The sequence below is a fragment of the Halarchaeum salinum genome (assembly GCF_039520965.1).
GTDB classification, from domain to species: Archaea; Halobacteriota; Halobacteria; order Halobacteriales; family Halobacteriaceae; genus Halarchaeum; species Halarchaeum salinum.
In genome coordinates this window covers 22,539-42,752 of sequence record NZ_BAAABL010000033.1, presented here as the reverse complement: position 1 = coordinate 42,752, position 20,214 = coordinate 22,539, and the positions used below count along the sequence as shown (strand labels likewise).

General features: G+C 68.5%; 23 protein-coding genes. 12 read left to right on the top strand and 11 right to left on the bottom strand.

The annotated features are described in order from the left end of the window. The first annotated feature begins 77 nt into the window (after nt 1-77). From ABDZ36_RS03425 to rpiA, 4 genes are all read left to right on the top strand, one after another. On the top strand, nt 78-413 hold the full coding sequence (locus tag ABDZ36_RS03425) for a hypothetical protein (RefSeq protein ID WP_211311659.1): 336 nt from the start codon (nt 78-80) through the stop codon (nt 411-413). 40 nt (nt 414-453) lie between these two features. After that, entirely contained in the window at nt 454-2,439 is a 1,986-nt protein-coding gene (locus ABDZ36_RS03420) for a MutS-related protein (protein ID WP_211311660.1), read from the top strand. 80 nt (nt 2,440-2,519) lie between these two features. Continuing rightward, complete coding sequence (locus ABDZ36_RS03415) at nt 2,520-3,641, top strand: ORC1-type DNA replication protein (RefSeq protein ID WP_211311661.1); 1,122 nt, start codon at nt 2,520-2,522, stop codon at nt 3,639-3,641. 45 nt (nt 3,642-3,686) lie between these two features. Then, nucleotides 3,687-4,388, top strand: a complete 702-nt coding sequence (gene rpiA / locus ABDZ36_RS03410; RefSeq protein ID WP_211311662.1) for a ribose-5-phosphate isomerase RpiA — start codon at nt 3,687-3,689, stop codon at nt 4,386-4,388. Between the two features lie 23 nt (nt 4,389-4,411). Here rpiA and ABDZ36_RS03405 read toward each other — a convergent pair whose 3' ends face one another. Beyond that, a complete protein-coding gene (locus tag ABDZ36_RS03405; RefSeq protein ID WP_020222877.1) occupies nt 4,412-4,579 on the bottom strand; it encodes a DUF1931 family protein in 168 nt (55 codons plus the stop codon). Between the two features lie 118 nt (nt 4,580-4,697). On the opposite strand from ABDZ36_RS03405, the gene larB reads away from it, so the two are divergent. Together larB and ABDZ36_RS03395 are read left to right on the top strand one after the other, a co-directional pair. Then, nucleotides 4,698-5,465, top strand: a complete 768-nt coding sequence (gene larB, locus ABDZ36_RS03400) for a nickel pincer cofactor biosynthesis protein LarB (protein WP_211311663.1) — start codon at nt 4,698-4,700, stop codon at nt 5,463-5,465. Nucleotides 5,466-5,511: 46 nt separating this feature from the next. Then, a complete protein-coding gene (locus ABDZ36_RS03395) occupies nt 5,512-5,754 on the top strand; it encodes a GIY-YIG nuclease family protein (protein WP_211311664.1) in 243 nt (80 codons plus the stop codon). A gap of 71 nt (nt 5,755-5,825) precedes the next feature. On the opposite strand, the gene radA is transcribed toward ABDZ36_RS03395, so the two are convergent. The 3 genes from radA to htpX all read right to left on the bottom strand — a co-directional run bounded on the left by radA (nt 5,826) and on the right by htpX (nt 8,471). Further along, nucleotides 5,826-6,860 carry a DNA repair and recombination protein RadA gene (radA, locus tag ABDZ36_RS03390; protein WP_211311665.1) on the bottom strand — a complete coding sequence of 345 codons (1,035 nt, stop codon included), beginning with the start codon at nt 6,858-6,860 and terminating at the stop codon, nt 5,826-5,828. Nucleotides 6,861-6,986: 126 nt separating this feature from the next. Beyond that, nucleotides 6,987-7,583, bottom strand: a complete 597-nt coding sequence (pspAB, locus tag ABDZ36_RS03385; RefSeq protein ID WP_211311666.1) for a PspA-associated protein PspAB — start codon at nt 7,581-7,583, stop codon at nt 6,987-6,989. Continuing rightward, a complete protein-coding gene (gene htpX, locus ABDZ36_RS03380; RefSeq protein ID WP_211311667.1) occupies nt 7,584-8,471 on the bottom strand; it encodes a zinc metalloprotease HtpX in 888 nt (295 codons plus the stop codon). It abuts the gene before it with no gap. 131 nt (nt 8,472-8,602) lie between these two features. On the opposite strand from htpX, the gene ABDZ36_RS03375 reads away from it, so the two are divergent. Next, nucleotides 8,603-9,697, top strand: coding sequence for a 60S ribosomal export protein NMD3 (locus ABDZ36_RS03375; protein ID WP_211311668.1), 1,095 nt, complete (start codon nt 8,603-8,605; stop codon nt 9,695-9,697). After that, nucleotides 9,694-10,755 carry a class I SAM-dependent methyltransferase gene (locus tag ABDZ36_RS03370; RefSeq protein WP_211311669.1) on the top strand — a complete coding sequence of 354 codons (1,062 nt, stop codon included), beginning with the start codon at nt 9,694-9,696 and terminating at the stop codon, nt 10,753-10,755. The genes ABDZ36_RS03375 and ABDZ36_RS03370 overlap by 4 nt, the downstream gene beginning before the upstream one ends. A gap of 203 nt (nt 10,756-10,958) precedes the next feature. Here ABDZ36_RS03370 and ABDZ36_RS03365 read toward each other — a convergent pair whose 3' ends face one another. The 4 genes from ABDZ36_RS03365 to ABDZ36_RS03350 all read right to left on the bottom strand — a co-directional run bounded on the left by ABDZ36_RS03365 (nt 10,959) and on the right by ABDZ36_RS03350 (nt 13,685). Next, entirely contained in the window at nt 10,959-12,758 is a 1,800-nt protein-coding gene (locus ABDZ36_RS03365) for a helicase C-terminal domain-containing protein (protein WP_211311670.1), read from the bottom strand. Nucleotides 12,759-12,816: 58 nt separating this feature from the next. Further along, nucleotides 12,817-13,032 carry a DUF7561 family protein gene (locus ABDZ36_RS03360; protein ID WP_211311671.1) on the bottom strand — a complete coding sequence of 72 codons (216 nt, stop codon included), beginning with the start codon at nt 13,030-13,032 and terminating at the stop codon, nt 12,817-12,819. A 118-nt stretch (nt 13,033-13,150) separates the two neighbouring features. Continuing rightward, nucleotides 13,151-13,327 (bottom strand): DUF5786 family protein, encoded by a 177-nt coding sequence (locus ABDZ36_RS03355; RefSeq protein ID WP_211311672.1) that lies wholly within the window; start codon nt 13,325-13,327, stop codon nt 13,151-13,153. Between the two features lie 73 nt (nt 13,328-13,400). Next, nucleotides 13,401-13,685 carry a DUF5789 family protein gene (locus ABDZ36_RS03350; protein WP_211311673.1) on the bottom strand — a complete coding sequence of 95 codons (285 nt, stop codon included), beginning with the start codon at nt 13,683-13,685 and terminating at the stop codon, nt 13,401-13,403. Between the two features lie 102 nt (nt 13,686-13,787). Between ABDZ36_RS03350 and ABDZ36_RS03345 the strand changes: the two genes are divergently transcribed. Together ABDZ36_RS03345 and ABDZ36_RS03340 are read left to right on the top strand one after the other, a co-directional pair. Beyond that, the gene (locus ABDZ36_RS03345; protein ID WP_211311674.1) at nt 13,788-14,600 is read left to right on the top strand and encodes a PHP domain-containing protein; all 813 of its coding nucleotides are present in this window, start codon (nt 13,788-13,790) and stop codon (nt 14,598-14,600) included. A gap of 42 nt (nt 14,601-14,642) precedes the next feature. Next, entirely contained in the window at nt 14,643-14,804 is a 162-nt protein-coding gene (locus ABDZ36_RS03340; protein WP_176969833.1) for a DUF6757 family protein, read from the top strand. 310 nt (nt 14,805-15,114) lie between these two features. Here the strand turns inward: ABDZ36_RS03340 and ABDZ36_RS03335 are convergent, their stop codons facing one another. Then, nucleotides 15,115-15,435, bottom strand: coding sequence for a 4Fe-4S dicluster domain-containing protein (locus ABDZ36_RS03335; protein WP_211311675.1), 321 nt, complete (start codon nt 15,433-15,435; stop codon nt 15,115-15,117). A gap of 109 nt (nt 15,436-15,544) precedes the next feature. Between ABDZ36_RS03335 and ABDZ36_RS03330 the strand changes: the two genes are divergently transcribed. Then, complete coding sequence (locus tag ABDZ36_RS03330) at nt 15,545-16,012, top strand: cupin domain-containing protein (protein ID WP_211311676.1); 468 nt, start codon at nt 15,545-15,547, stop codon at nt 16,010-16,012. After that, entirely contained in the window at nt 16,009-16,506 is a 498-nt protein-coding gene (locus tag ABDZ36_RS03325) for a DCC1-like thiol-disulfide oxidoreductase family protein (protein WP_211311677.1), read from the top strand. Before ABDZ36_RS03330 ends, ABDZ36_RS03325 begins: the two co-directional genes overlap by 4 nt. Before the next feature lie 18 nt (nt 16,507-16,524). Here ABDZ36_RS03325 and ABDZ36_RS03320 read toward each other — a convergent pair whose 3' ends face one another. After that, a complete protein-coding gene (locus ABDZ36_RS03320) occupies nt 16,525-17,226 on the bottom strand; it encodes a type 1 glutamine amidotransferase (protein WP_211311678.1) in 702 nt (233 codons plus the stop codon). 94 nt (nt 17,227-17,320) lie between these two features. Further along, nucleotides 17,321-20,113 (bottom strand): alanine--tRNA ligase, encoded by a 2,793-nt coding sequence (alaS, locus tag ABDZ36_RS03315; protein ID WP_211311679.1) that lies wholly within the window; start codon nt 20,111-20,113, stop codon nt 17,321-17,323. Nucleotides 20,114-20,214 lie beyond the last annotated feature (101 nt).

Sequence of the window (20,214 nt, the reverse complement as noted above, 5' to 3'; positions counted from 1 at the left end):
GCGCCACCGACTTCCGTGTACCGGTCAGGGGAACCGTGGCGGACGTTTTAAGCGGGAGGAATGCATCGGAACGGCCGATGCCCGACATCGAAGACGTCGCGCGCTGGATCGGCGGGCGGGCCGTCTGGTGGTCGTTCGCGACGCTCGTACTGCTCGTTCTGACGCACGCGCTCGTCGGGACGAGCGGCACGTTCGGTGTCCTCGGAATTCCCGGCGGACTACTCGTCGACGCCGCGGCGCGGCCGTTCGACGCGCTCGGGATCCCGACAGCGGGCGGCGCGACGTGGACGCTCGGCCTCGCGCTCGCCTGCTACGTGCCCGCACTCGTCGTCGGGGCGGTACTGCGAACCGTTGGCGCGGCGTGGCGCTGGCGGAAGGCACTGCTCTACCCGGAAAGATACTCGCACTACTGAGGGCGAGGGCTTTTTTCCGATGCCGCGCGATTCACCGCCGATGGACTTGGAGGACGTGCCCGGCGTCGGCGCGAAGACGGCCGAGCGGCTCCGCGAGCTCGACGATCCGGCGGAAACGCTCGAACGCGGGGACGTGGCGGCCGTCGCGTCCGTTCCCGGTATCTCGACGGGACGCGCGGCGCACATCGTCCGCGGCGCGATCCGGGCGCGCCACGATGACCCCGGCGGCTTCCTCGCGACCGACCGCGCCCGCGAGGTGTACGACGCGGTGCTCGCGCTCTTACAGGATCGCGCGACGACGACATACGCGGAGCGCCGGCTCGCAACGCTCTATCCGACCGCGTCGGCCTCGCGCATCGCGGAAGTCTCGGCGTTCGCCGAGCGGGCGCGCGAGCGGACGGTCGATCCCGCGGTGACGGAGGCACTCGCCAACGTCGAACCGGTCGAGCGGCCGGACGACGTCACGGTACGGGATCGCTGTCTCGCGACCACGGACGCAGAGACGTATCGGGAGGCGACGGCGGCGTTCCCCGAGCTCCCGGTCGAGATCGTCGAAGACGCACGCGGGCTCGCAGACCTCTCGCGCGGCTACTCGTCCGTCATCGCGCTCGACGAGGCGTTCGCAGGTGTCACGATCGACGGGGACGTGACCGTCGATCCGAACGCCCTCGAGCATCCCGAGGAGCACGTTCCGGAGCGCGCGCTCGCCTTCTTCGCGACGAACCGGGCGTCGCTGCGTGCGGCCGCGGCCGTCCACCGGCGCGCGGCTGTCGAGGCCCCGATCGACCTCGACACGCTGGAGGACGCTCTCGGCGACCTCGGGGCGGACGGAAGCGTCGCGGGCGACGACGAACTGGAGCGGCTGAGCGTCGCCATCGACGATCTCGACGCCGCCGTCTCGACCGCCGAATCAGTGGCGAACAATCGGCTTCGGGAGGCGATCGAGGAGCGCGACGTCACCATCGAGGGCGCGGACCTCCTCTCGCTCGTCGAACGTGGCGCGGGCGTCGACTCGCTGCTCTCGCGCGAACTCGCCGACGAGTACGCGGCGGCGGTGACAGCGGCGCGCGACCACGTCGCGGACGCCCTCGCGCTCCGGGACGACGAGGCCGATCTCGCGACGCGGATCTTCGGCGACGAGCCGACATACCCGGTCGAGCGTCGCGAGGACGCCGTCTCCCGGCTCCGTGAGGAGCTCGTGGCCGAGCGTGACCGACGCGCGGCCAAGCGCAAACGCGATCTCGCCGCGCGCCTCGCCGACCTCCGGGCGGGCGCGAGCGACCTCGTGCGCGACGCCCTCGAGCTCGACGTCGAGCTCGCCGTCGCGCGCTTCTGCGAGGACTTCGACTGCACGCCCGCGGAGCGCGCCGGGGCGGGCTTCGCGATCGAGGGTGGGCGATCGCCGCTACTCGACGTGGCGTTCGAGGCTGTGGAGCCGGTCGACTACGGCGTCGACGGCGTTGCGCTCCTCTCCGGGGTGAACTCCGGGGGGAAGACGAGCACGCTCGACCTCGTCGCGGTCGTCGTCGTACTCGCACACATGGGCCTGCCGGTGCCCGCCGAGTCGGCGCGTGTCCCGGCCGTCGAGGAGCTGCACTACCACGCGAAAAGCCAGGGGACGCTCGACGCCGGGGCGTTCGAGGCGACGCTTCGGGACTTCGCGGCGCTCACCCGAGGCGCGGACGAGAAGTGCGTGCTCGTGGACGAGCTGGAGTCGATCACCGAACCAGGGGCGTCCGCGAAGATCGTCGCGGGCATCCTCGAAGAGCTCCACGGGGCGGGCGCGACCGGCGTCTTCGTCTCCCACCTCGCTGGCGAGATCCGCGACGCCGCAGCCTACGACGTCGACGTCGACGGCATCCGTGCGGTCGGATTGGCGGACGGCGAGCTCGTCGTCGAGCGCTCCCCGCAGAAGGACCTGCTCGCGCGCTCGACGCCGGAGCTCATCGTGGAGAAGCTCGCCGACGAGGCGGATGACGCGGCGTTCTACGAGGGGCTCCTGGAGAAGTTCGACGCCGGGGAGTGAGACGGGGCGGGAGGCGTGTGGGGGGCAGAGCACCCGGCCCCAGCGAAGGCTTATGTGGCGTGCGGACCCACGTCTCGGCGATGGCCGACGACTCGGGCGGGATGCTATCGTGGGACGAGTCGGTGTTCCGCGACGAGCACGTCTTCGAGATCGATTACGTGCCCGACGCCTTCCGTCACCGCGAGTCACAACTCCAAACCCTCCAGTACGCCCTCCGGCCCGCCGTCCGGGGAAATCGGCCGCTGAACGCCATGGTCCGCGGGCCGCCCGGCACGGGCAAGACCACGGCGATCCAGAAGCTCTTCGGCGAACTCGGCGGCCGCCCGGGCGTCCGACCCGTCCGCGTCAACTGTCAGGTGGACGCGACGCGCTACGGCGTCTTCTCGCGGGTGTTCCAGTCGATCTTCGACTACGAACCGCCCTCCTCGGGCGTGTCATTCAAGAAACTCTTCGGGCAGGTGGCGGATCGCCTCGTGGACGAGGAGGAGGTACTCGTCGTCGCGCTCGACGACGTCAACTACCTCTTCTACGAGAACGAGGCCTCTGATACGCTCTACTCGCTGTTGCGCGCCCACGAGACGCACCCGGGCGCGAAGGTCGGCGTCGTCCTCGTCTGCTCCGACACGGACCTCGACGTCATCGAGGCGCTCGACGGGCGCGTGCAGTCGGTCTTCCGTCCCGAGGAGGCGTACTTCCCCGTCTACGACCGCGAGGAGGTTGCGGACATCCTCGGCGAGCGCGTCCGCGTCGGCTTCCGCGACGGCGCGCTCCCGATGAACGTCCTCGATCGGGTGGCCGAGCAGACGGCCGAGGCGGGCGACCTCCGCGTCGGCATCGACATGTTGCGGCGCGCCGGCCTCCACGCCGAGTCGCGGGCCTCCGAGACGGTTGCGATCGAGGACGTCGAGGCGGTGAGCGAGCGGGCACGCAACCACCGGCTCACCCGCGATATCGAGACGTTGAGCGACGCCGAGCGCGAGCTGCTGGGGACCATCGCGGACCACGACGGCGGGCGGGCGGGCGACGTCTACGACGCGTTCGCGGACCGCACCGACCTCGGCTACACCCGCTACACCGAACTCGTGAACAAACTCGACCGGCTCGATCTCATCGACGCGCGCTACGAGAGCCTGGAGGGCCGCGGGCGCTCGCGGACGCTGACGCTCGCACACGACGCTGAGGCGGTCGAGCGGCGGTTGTAGGACGTCTCCGCGGCGCTTTTGCCCCGTCGGCCGTAGATGGCGGGTATGAAGCGTACCGGCGGGGGCGAGACGGCGAAACGACACGCTGGCGAGCGGGCCGCGGAAGCGATCGACGACGGTGACGTCGTCGGGCTCGGCACGGGGAGCACGGCGGCGCATGCGATCCGCGCGCTCGGGCGGCGCGTCGACGCCGGCCTCGACGTGACGGGCGTGGCGACGAGCTTCCAGTCGCGCGAGCTCGCCCGCGAGGTCGGTGTCCCGCTAACGACCCTCGACGAGGCCGGGAACGTCGATATCGCCATCGACGGGGCCGATCAGTTCGACCAGGAGACGGGCGCATTGATCAAGGGCGGGGGCGCGGCACACGCCCGCGAGAAGGTTGTCGACGCCTCAGCGGATCGGTTCCTCGTCGTCGCCGATCCAACGAAGGTCGCGCGGGGGCTGGACGCGTCGGTCCCGATCGAGGTGCTCCCGGCAGCGCGCCGACCCGTGGGGACCGAAATCGACGCGCTCGGCGGCGAGCCGACGCTCCGGCGTGCAGAACGGAAGGACGGCCCGGTGGTGACGGACAACGGGAATCTCGTGCTCGACTGTGCATTCGGCGCGCTCGCGAACCCGGGCGCGCTCGCTGCCGACCTCGCGAGCATCCCCGGCGTCGTCGCACACGGGCTGTTCGTCGACCTCGCCGACGCGGTGCTCGTTGGCACGGACGAGGATGTCGAGCGATACGACTACGCGGCTGAATAAACGAAGAGAATGGAGAGGTTACCTTACAGGTCGCGCGGCTGAACGGTCTTGCGACCGTTCTCCTCGGCGCGACGGGCGGCGTCGTCGAGGAGGTCCTCGACCTTCTCGTCGAGCGCATCGTAGAAGTCGGACGCGACGTTCTTCTCCTCGAGCGCTTCCTTCACGGCGGCCTTAACGATGAGGTCTGCCATACGGCGCTTGATTTACTTGCCTCGTTAATAAGGCTTCCCATGAACTGACGTGAGAGGGCTGTCTGTCCGGGGATCGGGAAGCGAAACCCATCTGTATTTGGGGGGCGACCGGTCGGATATGCGTGACGTGCTCGAACGGCTCGCGGCCGGCGAGCTGTCGGTCGCGGAAGCCGAGGCGGAACTCGCAGGCTACGCGACGACGGACGCCGGACGCTTCGACGCCGCCCGCGAGACCCGTCGCGGCGTCCCAGAGGCCATTTTGGCGGAAGGAAAGACCCCGGCGGAGGTGGGCGCGCTCGCCGCGACGGCAGTCGAGACGGCCGGTCGCGCGCTCGTTACGCGCGCGGACGGCGAACGTCGGGCCGCCGTGCAGGCGGCGATGGCGGAGGAGCATCCCGACGCCGACGTGACGGTGGACGAGCGCGCGCGAGTCGTCGTCGCCCACGCCCCCGAGTTCGAGGCCCCGGAATTGGACGCGACCGTTGGGCTCGTCTCCGCGGGGACGAGCGACGCCGTGCCGCTGGGCGAGGCGGACGCCGTCGCGACAGAGATGGGCGCGTCGACCGAGCGCGTCGAGGACGTCGGCGTCGCCAGTATTGCGCGCCTGCTCGATCGCACCGACGAGCTGCGCGCGTGCGACGTCGTCGTCGTCGCCGCTGGTCGCGAGGGGGCGCTTCCGACCGTCGTCGCCGGCCTCCTCGATGCGCCCGTGATCGGCCTCCCCGTCTCCACGGGATACGGCCACGGCGGGAAGGGCGAGGCCGCGATGCTCGGGATGCTCCAGTCCTGTACGGTTCTCTCGGCGGTGAACGTCGACGCAGGGTTCGTCGCGGGCGCACAGGCCGGCCTGATCGCCCGACGGATCGCGGCGGCGCGCGCGGAGTAGAGTGACGAGCGAAACGGTCAACCGCGATGGATGGTCACTGGGACGTATGCACTACGTCTACGTCCTCGAATGCACCGACGGGAGTTTCTACACGGGGTACACGACGGACGTCGAGCGGCGGGTGCGCGAGCACGACGCCGGCGAGGGCGCGAAGTACACGCGCGGGCGGACGCCGGTCGAACTCCGACACACCGAATCGTACGAGTCGAAGAGCGCGGCGATGAGTCGCGAATACGAGATCAAGCAGTTCTCGCGGGTCGAAAAAGAACGCCTCGTCGCGGACGAGTAGGCAGCCGAACGACCGGTCCACATCTTACGCGTTCGTGCGGCCCGCTCGGTCGCAGGGCTCTCTCGCGGTGTCTATTCGGGCTTCAGGCCCTCGTCCTGGACGCGCATCATCGCCTCACCGTCCGCGAGATTCGGCGCGTCGACGAGCCGGACGATCCGCTTATCGCCCTTCGACTTGCGGAGGTAGATGCGGAACGTCGAGGTGTGTCCGAGGATGTTGCCACCGATGGGCTTCGTCGGGTCGCCGAAGAACGAGTCGGGGTTCGACTGGACCTGGTTGGTGATGACGACGGCGGTGTTGTGGAGGTCGCCGATGCGCAGCAGGTCGTGGAGGTGTTTGTTGAGCTTCTGCTGGCGGTCGGCGAGCTCACCCCGACCGACGTACTCCGCGCGGAAGTGCGCGGTGAGCGAGTCGACGCAAAGGAGGCGCACCGGCCAGTCGGTGTCCTGGTTCTCCTGGGCGACTTCCTTCGCCTTCTCAGCGAGGAGGATTTGGTGGTTGGAGTTGAACGCCTTCGCGACGTGGATCTTCTCGAGGACGCGCTGGACGAGTTCGTCGAGATCGTCGTCGTTAGTCGGGTCGCCCTCCTCGATGTCGTGGAGCGCCATGGTGTCGGCGAGGACCTCGTCGTCGAGGCCGCGAACCATGTCGTCGATCCGCTCGGGGCGGAAGGTGTCCTCGGAGTCGACGAACACCGCCGACCCCTCCAGTCCGCCGTGTTCCTTCGGGAGCTGGACAGTGACCGAGAGCTGGTGGGTCACCTGTGATTTGCCGGCCCCGAACTCGCCATACACCTCGGTGATGGACTGGGTTTCGACGCCGCCACCGAGAAGCTCGTCGACCTCGGGGACGCCCCAGGTGAGCTTCCCGATCTGTTCGCGGCGTTCGAGGACGTCCGTCCCGCTCTCGAAGCCGCCGATATCTGCGTGTTCGCGGGCGCTCTGGATGATGTCGCCGGCACTGGACTCGCCGACGTCGCCGGTGTTGGAGAGTTCGCCGGGGCTCGCAACGGCGATGCTCTGGAAGGAGTCGTAGCCGGCGTCGCGGAGCTTCTCGGCGGTCGCAGGGCCGACGCCGGAGAGCTCCTCGAGGTCTACTTCAGGCATATACACCACCGTTGTTCGGCCGTGGGGATAAACCCTCGTACACAGCAGGGTGAAAGTGAAATTGCGAGACGTGGAGGCGTCGCTCGGTGTGGTGAGGCGCACGTTCAAGCGAGAAGAGCAGATCCGCTACTCCCAAGGATGGCCACTGGGAGCATCCGGCCAGAGGGGGTACCAGTACGACGTGTCGTCCTCGACGTCGAGTTCGCCGTCGAGGACCGACTGGAGGGTGAGTTCGGCGCTCGAATCGCGCTCGTGGTCGCCGGCGGGCGCGAAGGGATAGAAGGAGCCACGCTTGAACGAGTAGATCCAGTAGACGGGACGCCCGCCATCGAGCGGGTCGAACGCGAAGACGGCGGCGAGGAGGCGATCACCGTAGCCGCGCTCGACGAGCGTGTCCGCGGCGACGTAGAGTTCGGTCGTGAGGTCCGTGATGTCGTCGCGCTCGACGACCGCCCATGTGTAGCCGTGGTCGTCCGTGCGGATCTCGCTGAATCCGCCGCCCTCCAGCACGTCCTCGACGTCGCGGAGCGTACTCTTGAAATCCGTGGAATCCATCGCGGAGAGACAGAGTCCCGCGCGCTCGCCGGGCGCGTAGTCGAGGTCCGCCACCATCGTCACGGAGGCGCTGTTCAACTGGAAGAAATCCTCCGGGTCCGCGGGTCGCGTCGCGTCCGCCTCGGCGCTGATCCCGAGGACGTCACGAACGGTGCTGAGGAGGCCCATCTACGCGCTCGACCTCGTCTCCATCTCGCGTTCCAGCGCGCGGAGGCGCTCGACGCGTTTCTCGGTCGACGGGTGCGTGCTGAACAGGCGCGTGAGCGTCCCGCCCGACAGGGGGATGATGAAGAACGCATTCATCTCGGCCTGCTCGCGCATGTCCTCCGTCGGCACGCGGTCCATCCGGCCGTCGATCTTGAGGAGCGCGGAGGCGAGCGCCGCGGGGTTGCCGCAGATGAGCGCGCCGCCACGATCGGCCGCGTACTCCCGATAGCGGCTGAGAGCGCGGATGAGTAGGTAGGAGACGATCCAGACGACGAGCGAGACGACGATAGCGACCCACACCGGCGCGGCGTTCCGATCGCGGCTGTTGCCCCCGAAGAGCCATCCCCAGCGGACGATGACGAACGCGATCGTCGAGAGGAACGACGCGACGGTCATCACGGCCATGTCGCGGTGTTTGACGTGCGCGAGCTCGTGTGCGAGGACGCCCGCGAGCTCCTCGTCGTTCAGCGTGTCGAGTAAGCCGGTCGTCACGCAGACCGCAGCATGATTCTTCGAGCGTCCCGTCGCGAAGGCGTTCGGGACCTGCGAGTCGATGACGGCGACGTCGGGCTTCGGGAGGTCCGCACTCTGCGCGAGTCGCCCCACCGTCCCGTGCAGGTGGGGGTATTCGTCCTCCGAAACCTCGCGCGCGCCCATGCTCCAGAGCGTAAGGCGGTCGCTGAAGAAGTACTGAACGAGCGAGAACCCCCCGATGAACAGCGCCATCAGGAGAAGCCCGCCGCCGAGATACATGACGAGCGCCCCCGCGAAGACGAGGTAGAGGACGAAGAGGAGGACCATCGTGAGGACCATCCGGGCCCGGAGGCCCCAGTCCGTGTTCCACTCCATACCGGGAGTTGGCGGTGTGAGACTAAAAGCCGTCCCCACGGTGGGGCGACGGCCGTGCACGAACAGCCAACACGGCGAGCACGCGACGAAGGACCGAGTTTAACCGTTCTCGCGCCGTATTCGGGCCCAACATGAGCGATGCCGCTTTCTGCCCGCGCTGTGGCGATCCCGTCCCGGAGGGAGCGACGGGACACACTCGCCGCGAGCGCGCGCTCTGCAACGACTGCTACTTCGAGGACTTCGAGCTCGTGGATCGCCCCGAGCGCGTGGAGGTGACGGTCTGTGCGCACTGCGGGGCCGTCGATCGCGGGCGGCGCTGGGAGGACGTCGGCGCGCGCGACTACACGGACATCGCCATCGAGTCCGTCTCGGAGGCGCTCGGCGTCCACGTCGAGGCCGAGGACGTCTCGTGGGGCGTCGACCCCGAGCAGGTGGACGAGACGACGATCAAGATGCACTGTCAGTTCTCCGGCGTCGTCCGGGGCGAGCCACGCGTTGAGGAGTTCACCGTCCCCGTGAAGATCGCGAAACAGACCTGCCAGCGCTGCGGGCGGATCGCGGGCGACTACTACGCGAGCGTCGTGCAGGTGCGCGCCGTCGGCGATCGCACGCCGACGAGCGAGGAGACCGAACGCGCCCGCGAGATCGCAGAGGAGATCACCGGGTCCATGGAGGCCACGGGCGACCGGAGCGCCTTCGTCACCGAGGTCACGGAGAAGCCGGAGGGCCTCGATCTGAAGCTCTCCGACACCAAGATCGGCAAGAACGTCGCGCGTAAGCTCACGGAGGAGTTCGGCGGGGCGTACGACTCCTCGGAGACGCTCGTGACGGAGGACGAGGACGGCAACGAGGTCTATCGAGTGACGTTCGCGATCCGTCTACCCGAGTTCGTCCCCGGCGACGTGATCGATCTCGCGGACGACGACGAGGGACCGGTGCTCGTGCGCTCCGTGCAGGGGAACCTGAAGGGCGTACGCCTGACGACTGGCGAACCCTTCGAGGCGACCCACGAGGTCGGCGACGCCCCGGACGCCCGGAAGCTCGGGACGCGCGCGGACGCGGCCGAGACGACGCTCGTCGCCGTCGAGGACGCGAATGCCGTCCAGGTGCTCGACCCCGAAACGTACGCCTCGGTGACGGTCGCACGCCCCGACTACCTCGACACGGACGACGCCGAGGTACCGGTGCTGAAGTCGCGGGCGGGTATCCACGTCCTGCCGTCGTGAACGCGCTCGCAGTCGTCGTCCCGAAGGCGGAGACCGAAGCGAAACTCGACAGTCTCGACGCCGAGGGCGTCTACGACGACGCCCGAAAGATCCGGGAGCACGACGCCGATCGGATCGAATTACCCGTGCTCGCCGAGCCGCGCGCCACGACGTTCGACGCGCTGATCGAGCAGGACGATCCTGCCGTTCGGACGGCCGGTCTCGACGACTACCTCCGCGAGCGTGGATGGGACGAGGACGCAGTAGCGAATGCACCGTCGTCGTGGGCGGTCGTCGGCGATGTCGTCCTCGTCGCGTTCCCGGACGGGTACGACGAGGCGGAGCGAGCGGCGATCGGCGAGGCGCTGCTCGACCTCCACGGCGAGGCCGAGACGGTGCTCGCGCGCGAGGGCATCGCGGGCGAGGCGCGCGAACCCGACGTGACGGTCGTCGCCGGGAGCGGCGACACCGAGACGATCCACACGGAGCACGGCACGAAGTACGCCCTCGATCTCGCTGACGTGATGTTCGCGCCGGGCAATCAGGCCGAGCGCGCGCGGATGGGCGCGGTCGTCACCGAGGGCGAGCGCGTCCTCGACATGTTCGCCGGAGTGGGTTATTTCGCGCTCCCGATGGCGCGCGGGGGGGCCGACGTGGTGGCGGTCGAGCAGAACCCCGCGGCCTTCCGCTACCTCGCGGAGAACGCACAGCTGAACGGTGTCGCGGACCGCGTCGAGTGCGTCCTCGGTGACTGCCGGGAGTACGCGAGCGACGAGCCGGTCGATCGCGTCGTTATGGGGTATTACGACAGCCTCGGGGGGTACGGCGCGGACGGCGAGAACGACGATCACCGGAGCGACTACCTCGCGGCGGCGTTCGACGCCCTCGACGGTGCGGGGACGATCCACGTCCACACGACCTGCCCCGAGGGGCAGTACCCCGAGCGGTCGGTGGAGCGACTCCACGCGATCGCCGACGAGTACGGCGTGGCGGTGGCGAGCGTCGAGCCACGCGTCGTGAAGTCGCACAGCGAGGGCGTCGTCCACGGCGTCCTCGATACGGTGATCGACGATGGGTGAGGGCGAGCACCACGTCTGGCTGGCGCTCCTGCTCGTTCTGCTCATCGTGGTCGCGACGGTCGCGTGGGCGCTTGGATAGGTCCGCCCCGACCGCTTTTAGGGATCAGGGACCAACGCGACGCCATGGAACGCCAACAGATCATCGCGTTGTTCCTCGCCGCCCTAATGTTGTTCTCGACCGTCGCGTACGTCGCGTCGTCGATCTAGTCGGTATCCCAGACGTCCGCCATCGGGCTGTGCCGCTCGGCGTCGTCCGCGTCGCCGGCGTCGTCGCTGGAGTCAGACGACGTGCGTCCCCCGCCGGCCCCCCGACCCCCGTTTCGGGTGGAATCGGCGTCCCGTGGGGGGGTCGGCGCGCCGGGCGAGACGTTCGCGGTGGCGGCGTCAGCATCGAGCGTGGGGAGGTCGGGCGTCGTCATGCGGTCGACCTGCTCGCGGAACCACGGGGGCATGTCGGTCCGCGCACGCTCGAAGACGTCGAGCACGGAGTCGTCGGCGATGTAGGTCGCGCCGTGGTCGTCGGGGGCGCGGACGACGCGGCCGGCGGCTTGGATGACGGTGCGGAGCGCGCTGCGGTAGTACCACGCCCACTGGCCGTCTTCGAGGCGGCGCGCGACGCGCGAGTCGTTCGTGTTGAGGAACGGGGCCTTACAGAGCAGCTGCCAGCGCGCGAGCTCCCCCTCCAGGTCGAGGGCTTCCTCCATCTTCACTGAGAGGAACGCCTCGGGCTCGTCGCTCGCCTTCCACGCCTCCAGATCGGCGTCGCGCGTGTCACTCCCGTGCGCGCGGACGCGATCGGCGACGCCGAGCGCCTCGAGCTCGTCGACGAGCGCCTCCTGGATCGCGTAGGAGTGACAGTGGACGATCCCCTTCTCGTCGGGGTGGGCGGCCATGATCCGCGCGAGGGTGCGCGCGACCTTCGGGAGGGTTTCGTCGCGCTCCTCGTAGGTCATCTTCCCCTGCGTCACGTCGTAGAGCGGCCGGTTCTCGACGGGGAAGGTGTGTTCAACGTCGACGAGCGCGACGTTGGCGGGGTCGAGGCCGACAGCGCGGCAGAACGACGCCTTATCGAGGATGGTTGCGGAGAGGAGCGCGAAGCGGTTCGCGCGATCCCAGACGGTGTGCTGGAGGTATCGAGCGGGGTTCATCGGTTTGGCCGTGATGGTGCCGTCGGCGGCCTGATCGACGACCCACGTCGTCGCGGACTCGGGGTCGCGGTAGTCCTCGGCGAACCACGACGCCTCGCTGATGAGTTCCTGTAGCGCGTCGCGTTCGGCGGCCTCCTCTGCGTCGAGTTCGTCCGCGCCGAGCAGTTCGTCCTTGCGCGATTCGCAGGTCGAGACGAGCGTGTCGGTAAAGCGGGCGGCCGCCTCAGCACCGTCGATATCGGGGACGCGGAGGTCGTCCCACACCGGTACCGTTCGGGGGCCGAGTTCGACCGTCGCGTACATCTCCGCCCACTCGGCGAGCCCGTGGGCCTCGTCGATGACGCCGACGTCGCGCATGCGGAAGACCTCGGAGCCCGCGGTACGCATGAAGTACGCGAGTGTCATCGCGGCGTGCGAGCGCGCGGAGGCGACGGCGCGCGCCGAGAAGTATGGACAACGGTGTTTGACGGCACAGTCGTAGCCGCGCTCGCGGGCGCACGGCGCGCGATCGACGGGGGTATGCTCCTCGTCGGGCAGGATGCAGGTGTAGTTGTTCTTCCCGCGGATCACTTTGAGGTCGTCGAGCAGGTCGTCCTCGGCGACGTCGTCGAGCTGCGAGACCTGCGGCGTCGTGTAGTACGCGCCGGTCGCCTGGTGCGGGTCAGCCTCGTCGACCGTGCGCGCACAGCCCATGATCGCGCGGGCGATGAGCGACTTGCCAGAGCCCGTCGGCGCGCGCACGAGGACGACGTCGTTGCCGGCCGCGAACGCGTCGCGGACGTCGGCGAGCGCGCGTTCCTGCGCACCCCGATAGGTGGGTGCGGGGAACTCGTCGTGGATGCGCGCCGGGTTCACTGCCTGATCCTGACGCCGTCGCGAGGCTTAACCCCCGCGCTCGCCCCCGCCGCGTCCATCACTCCTCGACGATTTCGCGAACGTCCGCCCGCGTCGGGTCCTCGGGGAGTTTCTCGATACAGTCGAAACAGAGGAAGAACTCGCTTCCGTCATCGAGTTCGAGCGTCAATCCGCCGGGGCCGGCCTTCTCCAGCGAGCCGAAATCCCAGAAGTCACCGACCCCACCGGGAATCTCGACGTGCGTCCCGCAGGCGTCGCAGCGTCGCTTGCTCATGCGACTGCTCGGAACGCCGGCCCCTTCGCCCTGTCGGGGAGCCGCGTCGCTGGCGGCGATAGTGTCGGAACGGTCCGGGCGGCGGGAGCCCCGTCGCCCGGTCGGGGAAAAAGGGGTCTCAGTTTCGTTGCTTCATCTGCTTGAACTGGTCGAGCAGCGCGTCGGCGGACTCCCCCGAGTCGTAGGTGATCGACCCGTGGTACTCGGTCCGATCGTCGTCCACGCTGAGGTCGACGTCGGCGTTCTTGCGTTCGCGGCGCTCGTGTTCTTCCTCGTCGTATGATCCAATCGACATGGTACCTATACCCATGCGTACTTCACCCACCCTAAAGAGGGTATCGGAGGGTGGCAAAAATATCGACGGCCGCTTAGAACGAGACCGGCTCGGGGCCGTCGACGCCCATCGGGGTCGGGTCGCGATCCGAGTAGCCGACGCGGCCGATCGCGTCCTGCCCGACCGAACCGTACACCGCGTGGACCGCGGCCGTCGCGTTCTCGAACTCGTCGTCACCCGTCCGTTCGAGGACGTCGCCGAGTCGTTCCTCGCCCGTTGGGTGTTCGATACGCACCTCCCCGTAGGTCGCTCGTAGGTCCGCTGTGGTCGCCGGGTAGGTCGCGTTTTCGAGCAGGTCAGTCGCCGTTCGGAGCGTCATCACAACTGTATCTGTCGGGGACAATCATTATGAAAGTTGTGAGGGAGTTGTTAGCACGGACGACCGCCACGTTTCTTCCCGCGTTCGCCCGTAGAGAGGGGTGTGCCCTACGCCGACCTCCACGCACACACGACGGCCTCCGACGGGTCGATGACGCTCGACGAGGTCGTCGACGCCGCCGACCGTGCCGACGTCGCGGCTGTTGCCGTCACCGACCACGACACCATTCATCCCGAGCTGCACGCGCCGCTGACCGAACGTGACGACGTCGAGTTCGTCCGCGGAATCGAGTTGCGCGTCGAGACATCAACCGAGCGCGTCGACCTCCTCGGCTACGGTGTCCGCGAGACGCCGGCCCTCAGTGAAGAACTCGACCGCCTCGGGCGCGATCGAATCGAGCGCGGACGGCGGATCGTGGAAAACGTCGAAGCGCGCCTCGGCGTCGATCTCGACGTCACGGTCGGACCGGGATTCGGCCGTCCTCATGTCGCGCGCGCCGTCGTTTCCCACCCCGGCACCGCGTACGACGACGTGAGCGCAGTGTTCGACGACCTCATCGGCGAGGACGCCCCGTGCTACGTCGCCCGCGACGTGCCGTCGTTCGAGCGCGGCCGCGACCTCCTCATCGAGGCCTGCGGGGCCGTCGGGCTCGCCCACCCGCTCCGGTACGCCGCGCCGGACGCCGCGCTCGCGCACTGTGCGTCACTCGACGCCGTCGAAGTCCACTATCCGTACGACCGGCCCGTCGGGCACGACGCGGACGATCACGTCGACGGCCCCGCGCGCGTCCAACGCGCCGTCGACGAACACGACCTGCTCGCGCTCGGCGGAAGTGACGCCCACGACGACACGCTGGGCGTCACCGGCGTCGACCGCGGCGAATATCGCCGTCTCCGGCGGCGTATCACGGTATGAGCCGGCCGCGGGCTTAAGGTGCTACGGCACCGACACCCGTGTATGCGCTGTCACTACTGTGACCGGAGCGCCGACGTCTCCGTCGACAAGTCCGGCGTCCGCGTCGGGCTCTGCGAGGAGCACTTCCAGGAGCGCCTGGATGAACTCGCGGATTCGGAGGCGCTCTCACGGCTCCGGGAGCAACTCGACATCGACCGGGCCTGACACCGACACGGCAGCTGGCCCGCTCGCACGAACGCCGAGGCGAGGGTCCATCGTTCGTCGCTTTTCACCGTTCGCTCGTTCCGAGCCTTCGCTATCGCTTACGCGCGTGTACTCACGGGTCACTTCGCTCGCCGTTCATTCGTTCCGAGCCGTCGCTACCGCTCAGGCTCGTGTACTCACGTCTCGACTCACACCGTTCGTCTCGGCGTTCGCTCATTCCGAGCCGTCGCTACCGCTCAGGCTCGTGTACTCACGTCTCGACTCACACCGTTCGTCTCAGCGTTCGCTCATTCCGAGCCTTCGCTATCGCTCAGGCTCGTGTACTATCCACGTCGATCGCATCCACCGGACAGACGTCGACACAGAGCATACAGTCGATACACTGCGTCTCGTTTGCGGGGTCTGCCTTCCGCTCGCTCGTCGGATGTCCGGGCGTCTCCACCCACTCGAAGACGTCCACCGGACAGTCCTCGATGCAGACGCCGTCGGCGTCGCAGATGTCGAAGTCGACGGCGACGTGCGTACCGTGGATCCCCAGTTTCTCGGGTTCCTCGACGGGCCCCCAGACGTCGTGACCCTCGTGTTCGTCCACGACCTCCCGGTTCTGATCGAAGTTCGGGTCGATAGCCATACACGAACGGTGTCGCGCCGTGCGTTTAAACGACGGGGACCGGCCGTCGCACGGATCGAGAACGACCGAGGCCGGCAGTTTTGAGGCGACGGCGTCCCAACCACCGCGTATGCACACCGTCTCGCTTGCCGACCAGCACAGCCGGATGGGCCCGGCGTCCACCGTCTACGCGCTCACGGACGCCCTCGGCGCGTCCGACCTCGCACTCAACTACTACGAACTCGAGCCCGGCGAATCGACCGCCTACGGCTATCACAGCCACGAGAACCAGGAGGAGATTTTCTACGTCCAGTCGGGCGAGCTCACCTTCCGGACCGCAGACGACGACGTCACCGTCGGGGCGGGCGAACTCGTCCGCTTCGGGCCGGGGGAGTTCCAGCGCTCGCGCAACACCGGCGACGAAACCGCCGTCGTGCTCGCGATGGGCGCACCGCAGGACGCCGGCGAAACCGTCACGCGCCGCGAGTGTGCGGACTGCGGCGGGGAGACCCTCCACGAAGTCGAACTCGGCGACGACGGCGACGAGGTCCTCGTCCGCTGTCGGGACTGTGGCGAGATCACGGGGCGATACGAATGACGCGCGACGACGGGGAAGGGGCGTCGCGGAACGAGCGAGCGGCGACCGTCGAGGGCCGCGGGGACGCGAACGCCGCGATCACGGAGGGCCGCGAGCCGCGCACTGACGGAGGCGAGCACCCACCGCGGATCGTCTACGACGACGACTGTGGCTTCTGTACCTGGTGCGTCGAGCGCGCGCTGGATCGCGGCGACTTCGAGCCCGTGGGCTTCTCGGAGCTCACACCCGATCAGCGCGCGCGCCTTCCCGACGGGTACGAAACGTCGACGCATCTCCTCACCGACACGGCCGCTTACTCCGCGGGCGAGGCCGTCGAGCAGGTGCTCGTCCGACTCTACCCCGAACTAGAGCCGCTCGTCGACGAGCTCCGTGAGTTTGAGACGTATCGGAAGATTCGCGAAGGGCTCTACCGATGGGGCGCGGATCGCCGGAGCTGGTGGGGGAAGATCGTGCGCTCCTGTCCGCCGGCGCGTCAGCCCGACGAGCGGGAGTAAGCGATCGGGAACGGGGTGTTAGTCCGCCGCGGGGGGCGCGTCGCCCGCCGCGAGCTCACAGAAGTTGTCGAAGAGTCGCTTCGCCTCGCAGGCCGCCTGATACTGCGCGGTGTCGATGTCCGCGAGCACCTCGGATTTTCGCTCGTCGTCGAGGTCGTCCTTGCGCTGAGTGACGCGTTCCGCGGTTCGAGTGTCGTACTCAGGGTGGAACTGGACGCCGTAGGCGCTCCCGCGGCGGAAGGCGTGGACGCCGTACTCGTTCTCGGCGAGGAGGTCCGCACCCGGCGGGAGCTCCGTCACGGCGTCCGAGTGCGTCGTGAACACCGTGAACTCGGTGTCGACGCCGTCGAAGAGCGGATCACTCCCGTCGTGCGCAACGGTTCGATAGCCGATCTCGTACTCGTCCATGCCCTCGACGGCTCCGCCAAGCGCCTCGGCGACGAGCTGGTGGCCGAAACAGACGCCGAGCACCGGGAGCCCCTGCTCGTCGGCATTCGCGACCCACTCGCGGGTCGGCGCGATCCACCCCTCCTCGTCGTCCCAGTACACCGAGGACCGCGAGCCCGTGACGATCACGGCGTCGAAGTCGTACGAGTCAGGGAGTTCGCCGCCGGCGACGTGGAACTCGACGAGGTCGGCGTCGACCTCACGCCGGAAGTTCCGCGCGGTGTCCGCAGGGTCGTGGGCGGCGTTCAGGAGCGCGACGCGGAGCGACTGCATGGTCGTGTGAAGCGCGCCGAGCCCGAAAAGGGTTGTCGCTAGTCCGGGTATCGCCGCGACCGCGGACGCCGCCGGTAGCCGTCTACCAGCCGGCTCAGGCCGCGAGGGCGTCGCGAAGGAAGTCGGGCGCAGCATCGAGGGCGTCGTCGACCGCGTCCGCGTTAGGGCCGCCACCCTGCGCGAAGTCGGCAGGGCCGCCACCGCCGCCGCCGACCATCGACGCGAGTTCGCCGACGACCTGCCCGGCGTTCACCGGCGCGCCGTCGGGGACGCCGACGACGAACTGCGCGCCGTCCGCCCCGGAGCCGACGACCGCGATCTTGCCGTCCTCGACGAGCGCGTTCGCCGTCGCGCGCAGTTCGTCCATGTCCGCATCGACGCGCTGGATCACGGCCGTCCACTCGCCGACCTTGACCGCCTCGCCGCCGCCACCGCCGGACGCGCGGGCCTCGGCGAGCTGCTCTTTGAGCTCCTCGATTCGCTTGCCCCGCTCCTTCCACTCGGTAAAGAAGCGTTCGGCGGTCTCGGGGACTTCGGGGGGCGCGACGTCGAAGGTGTCCGCGGTCTCGCGGAGGTAGTCCTCCTGCGACTGGTCGTGTTCGAGCGCGGCGATCCCCGCCGCGAACGTGATGCGCTCGACGCCGTCCTGGATGCGCTCCGTGTTCAGAATCCGAATCGAGCCGATGTCGCCCGTGCGCTTGACGTGCGTCCCCGCACACGCCTGGACGTCCTCCGCGACGTGGATCAGCCGGATGTTCTCGCCCGGCGGGATCCCGCCCTGATAGAGGTCGAAGCCGTGCTCGGATTCGGCCTCGTGGCGGTGGGGCCACTCCTGCTCGACGGCGGTGTTGTCCGTTACGATCTCGTTCGCCACGCGCTCGATGGCCTTCACCTCGTCGCGCGAGATCCGATCGTAGTGGCTGATGTCGATCCGCGAGGAGTCCGTTCCCTTCTGTGCGCCCGCCTGCCGGACGTGCGAGCCGAGCACCTCGCGGGCGGCGTGGCCGATTACATGCGTCGCCGTGTGGTGTTGCATCAGCCGGCGGCGACGCGACATGTCGATCTGCCCGCGCACGAACTCGCCCTTCCCCGGGTTCTCGTCCGTCCGGTGGAGGGCGACGCCGTCGCGCATCTGGACGTCCGTCACCTGTACCGTCTTGTCGTCCGTCGAGAGCGTCCCGTGGTCGGCCGGCTGGCCGCCGCCCTCCGGGTAGAACATCGTCTGATCGAGGACGACATCGTACGCCGGGCCACCGTCCTCGCCCTCCCCCTCACGTTCGAAGACGTCGAGCACCACGGCCTCGAACTCCGCTCTGTACTGATCGTCGTAGTAGAGCTCCTCGGTGTCCGGGAGGTCCTGGAGGCGATCGTCCGTCTCCTCGGTCCCCTCGAAGGCCTCACCGGAGTCGTGGCGGGACGCGACGAGCGAGTAGAAGTCGTCCGGCTCGTCCACCTGTGCGCCGACGTCCTCCGCGATCTCCGTCACCATGTCCGGCTGGAGGCCATGGCTGTCGTAGAACTCGACGAGCTGGCTCGCCGGGATCGGCTCACCGCGCTCGGCGTACTCCTCCGCGAGCTGCTCGACCTTCCGGGAGCCGCGCTCCAAGGTCTCCTCGTACTTGCGAACCTCTGAGCGGACGATGTCGCGGATCGTCTCGCGGTTCTCGTAGTCGAGGCGTTCGGCCTGCCGATCGACGAGGTCGTCGAGGTGGACGTCCGCGTCCACGTCGTCCACGAGGCGCGCGGTGCGCCGGAGCACCATCCGCGCGAGGTAGCCCGTCCCGACGTTCGAGGGGACGATGCCGTCGCCGAACATGTACGCGAGCGTGCGAACGTGGTCGGCGATCGCGTAGATGTCCTCGAGGGGCCGCATCAGCTCGTGGAGGCGCTCGGTCTCGACGCCGAGTTTGTCGGCGATGTTGTCGCGCGCCGCGTCCATGTCCTCCGCCTCGTCGATGTCGAGGTGGCCCGCGAGCTTCGCCGCGCGGTGGATCAGCTCCTCCTCCTCCTCGGTGTGGTCGATGGCCGCCGCGTCCTTCAGATAGGCGATGGCGTCGGGGTAGACCGCCTCGTACACCGTCGGCGTCCCCTGCGAGACCCACGTCCAGCGCTCCAGACCGTACCCCGTGTCGACGATGTACGTGTCCATCGGCGCGTACGTGTTCCCGTCCTTCAGCTCGTACTCGCCGTCGGGGTCCTGCTCCATCGACATGAAGACGAGCGTCCCGAGCTCCGCGCCCTTGTAGATGACCTCGAAGGCCGGTCCGGCGTTCCCGCCGCCGACCCACGGATCCTCGATGTACGTGATCTCCTCGGGGTCCGCGCCCATGTCGACGAAGAACTCGTCGCAGTACGCAACCGTCTCCTCCTTCCAGTAGACCTCACCCTCGTATGCGTACTCGTCCTCGGCGTCCTCGCGGGCGTTGAACGCCGTGTGCGACATCATCTCGAACGCCATCGTGTGCCGGCCCGTCTTCCCGACGTTGTCGATGTCCTGCATCCGGATGCAGGGCTGGCTGATCGTCAGGGGGTTCGCCGGCGGCGGCGTCTCACCGGACGTGACGAGCGGCTGGAAGTCGTAGATGGAGGCCTGCGTCAGCAGGACGTCGTCGCGCCACCGATTCGCCGCGACCGGATACGGGTCGATCCGCTCGTGATCGTGGTCCTCGAAGAAGGAGAGGAAGCGCTCGCGCATCTCGCCGAGATCGTACTCCGCGTCGAAGCCCGGGTCGTCGATGAACCCGTAGTCCTCACAGGGCGGCTCCCCGCACGTCTCCCGGTCCAGGTCGCGGGTCCAGAAGTGCGCGCCACACTCCGTACACTGCCCGCGACGGAACCCCTCCTCCTCGAAATAGTCGAGGCGGTACTCCGCTTCGAGGTCGCTCATTGCGTCTTTCTGGCCGACCGAACGGCAAAACGTTTCCGCACGACCTTTTGCAGCGCGCGCTACGCGCGCTTGCAAAAGCTCGACCAAAAGCCTGCATCGGG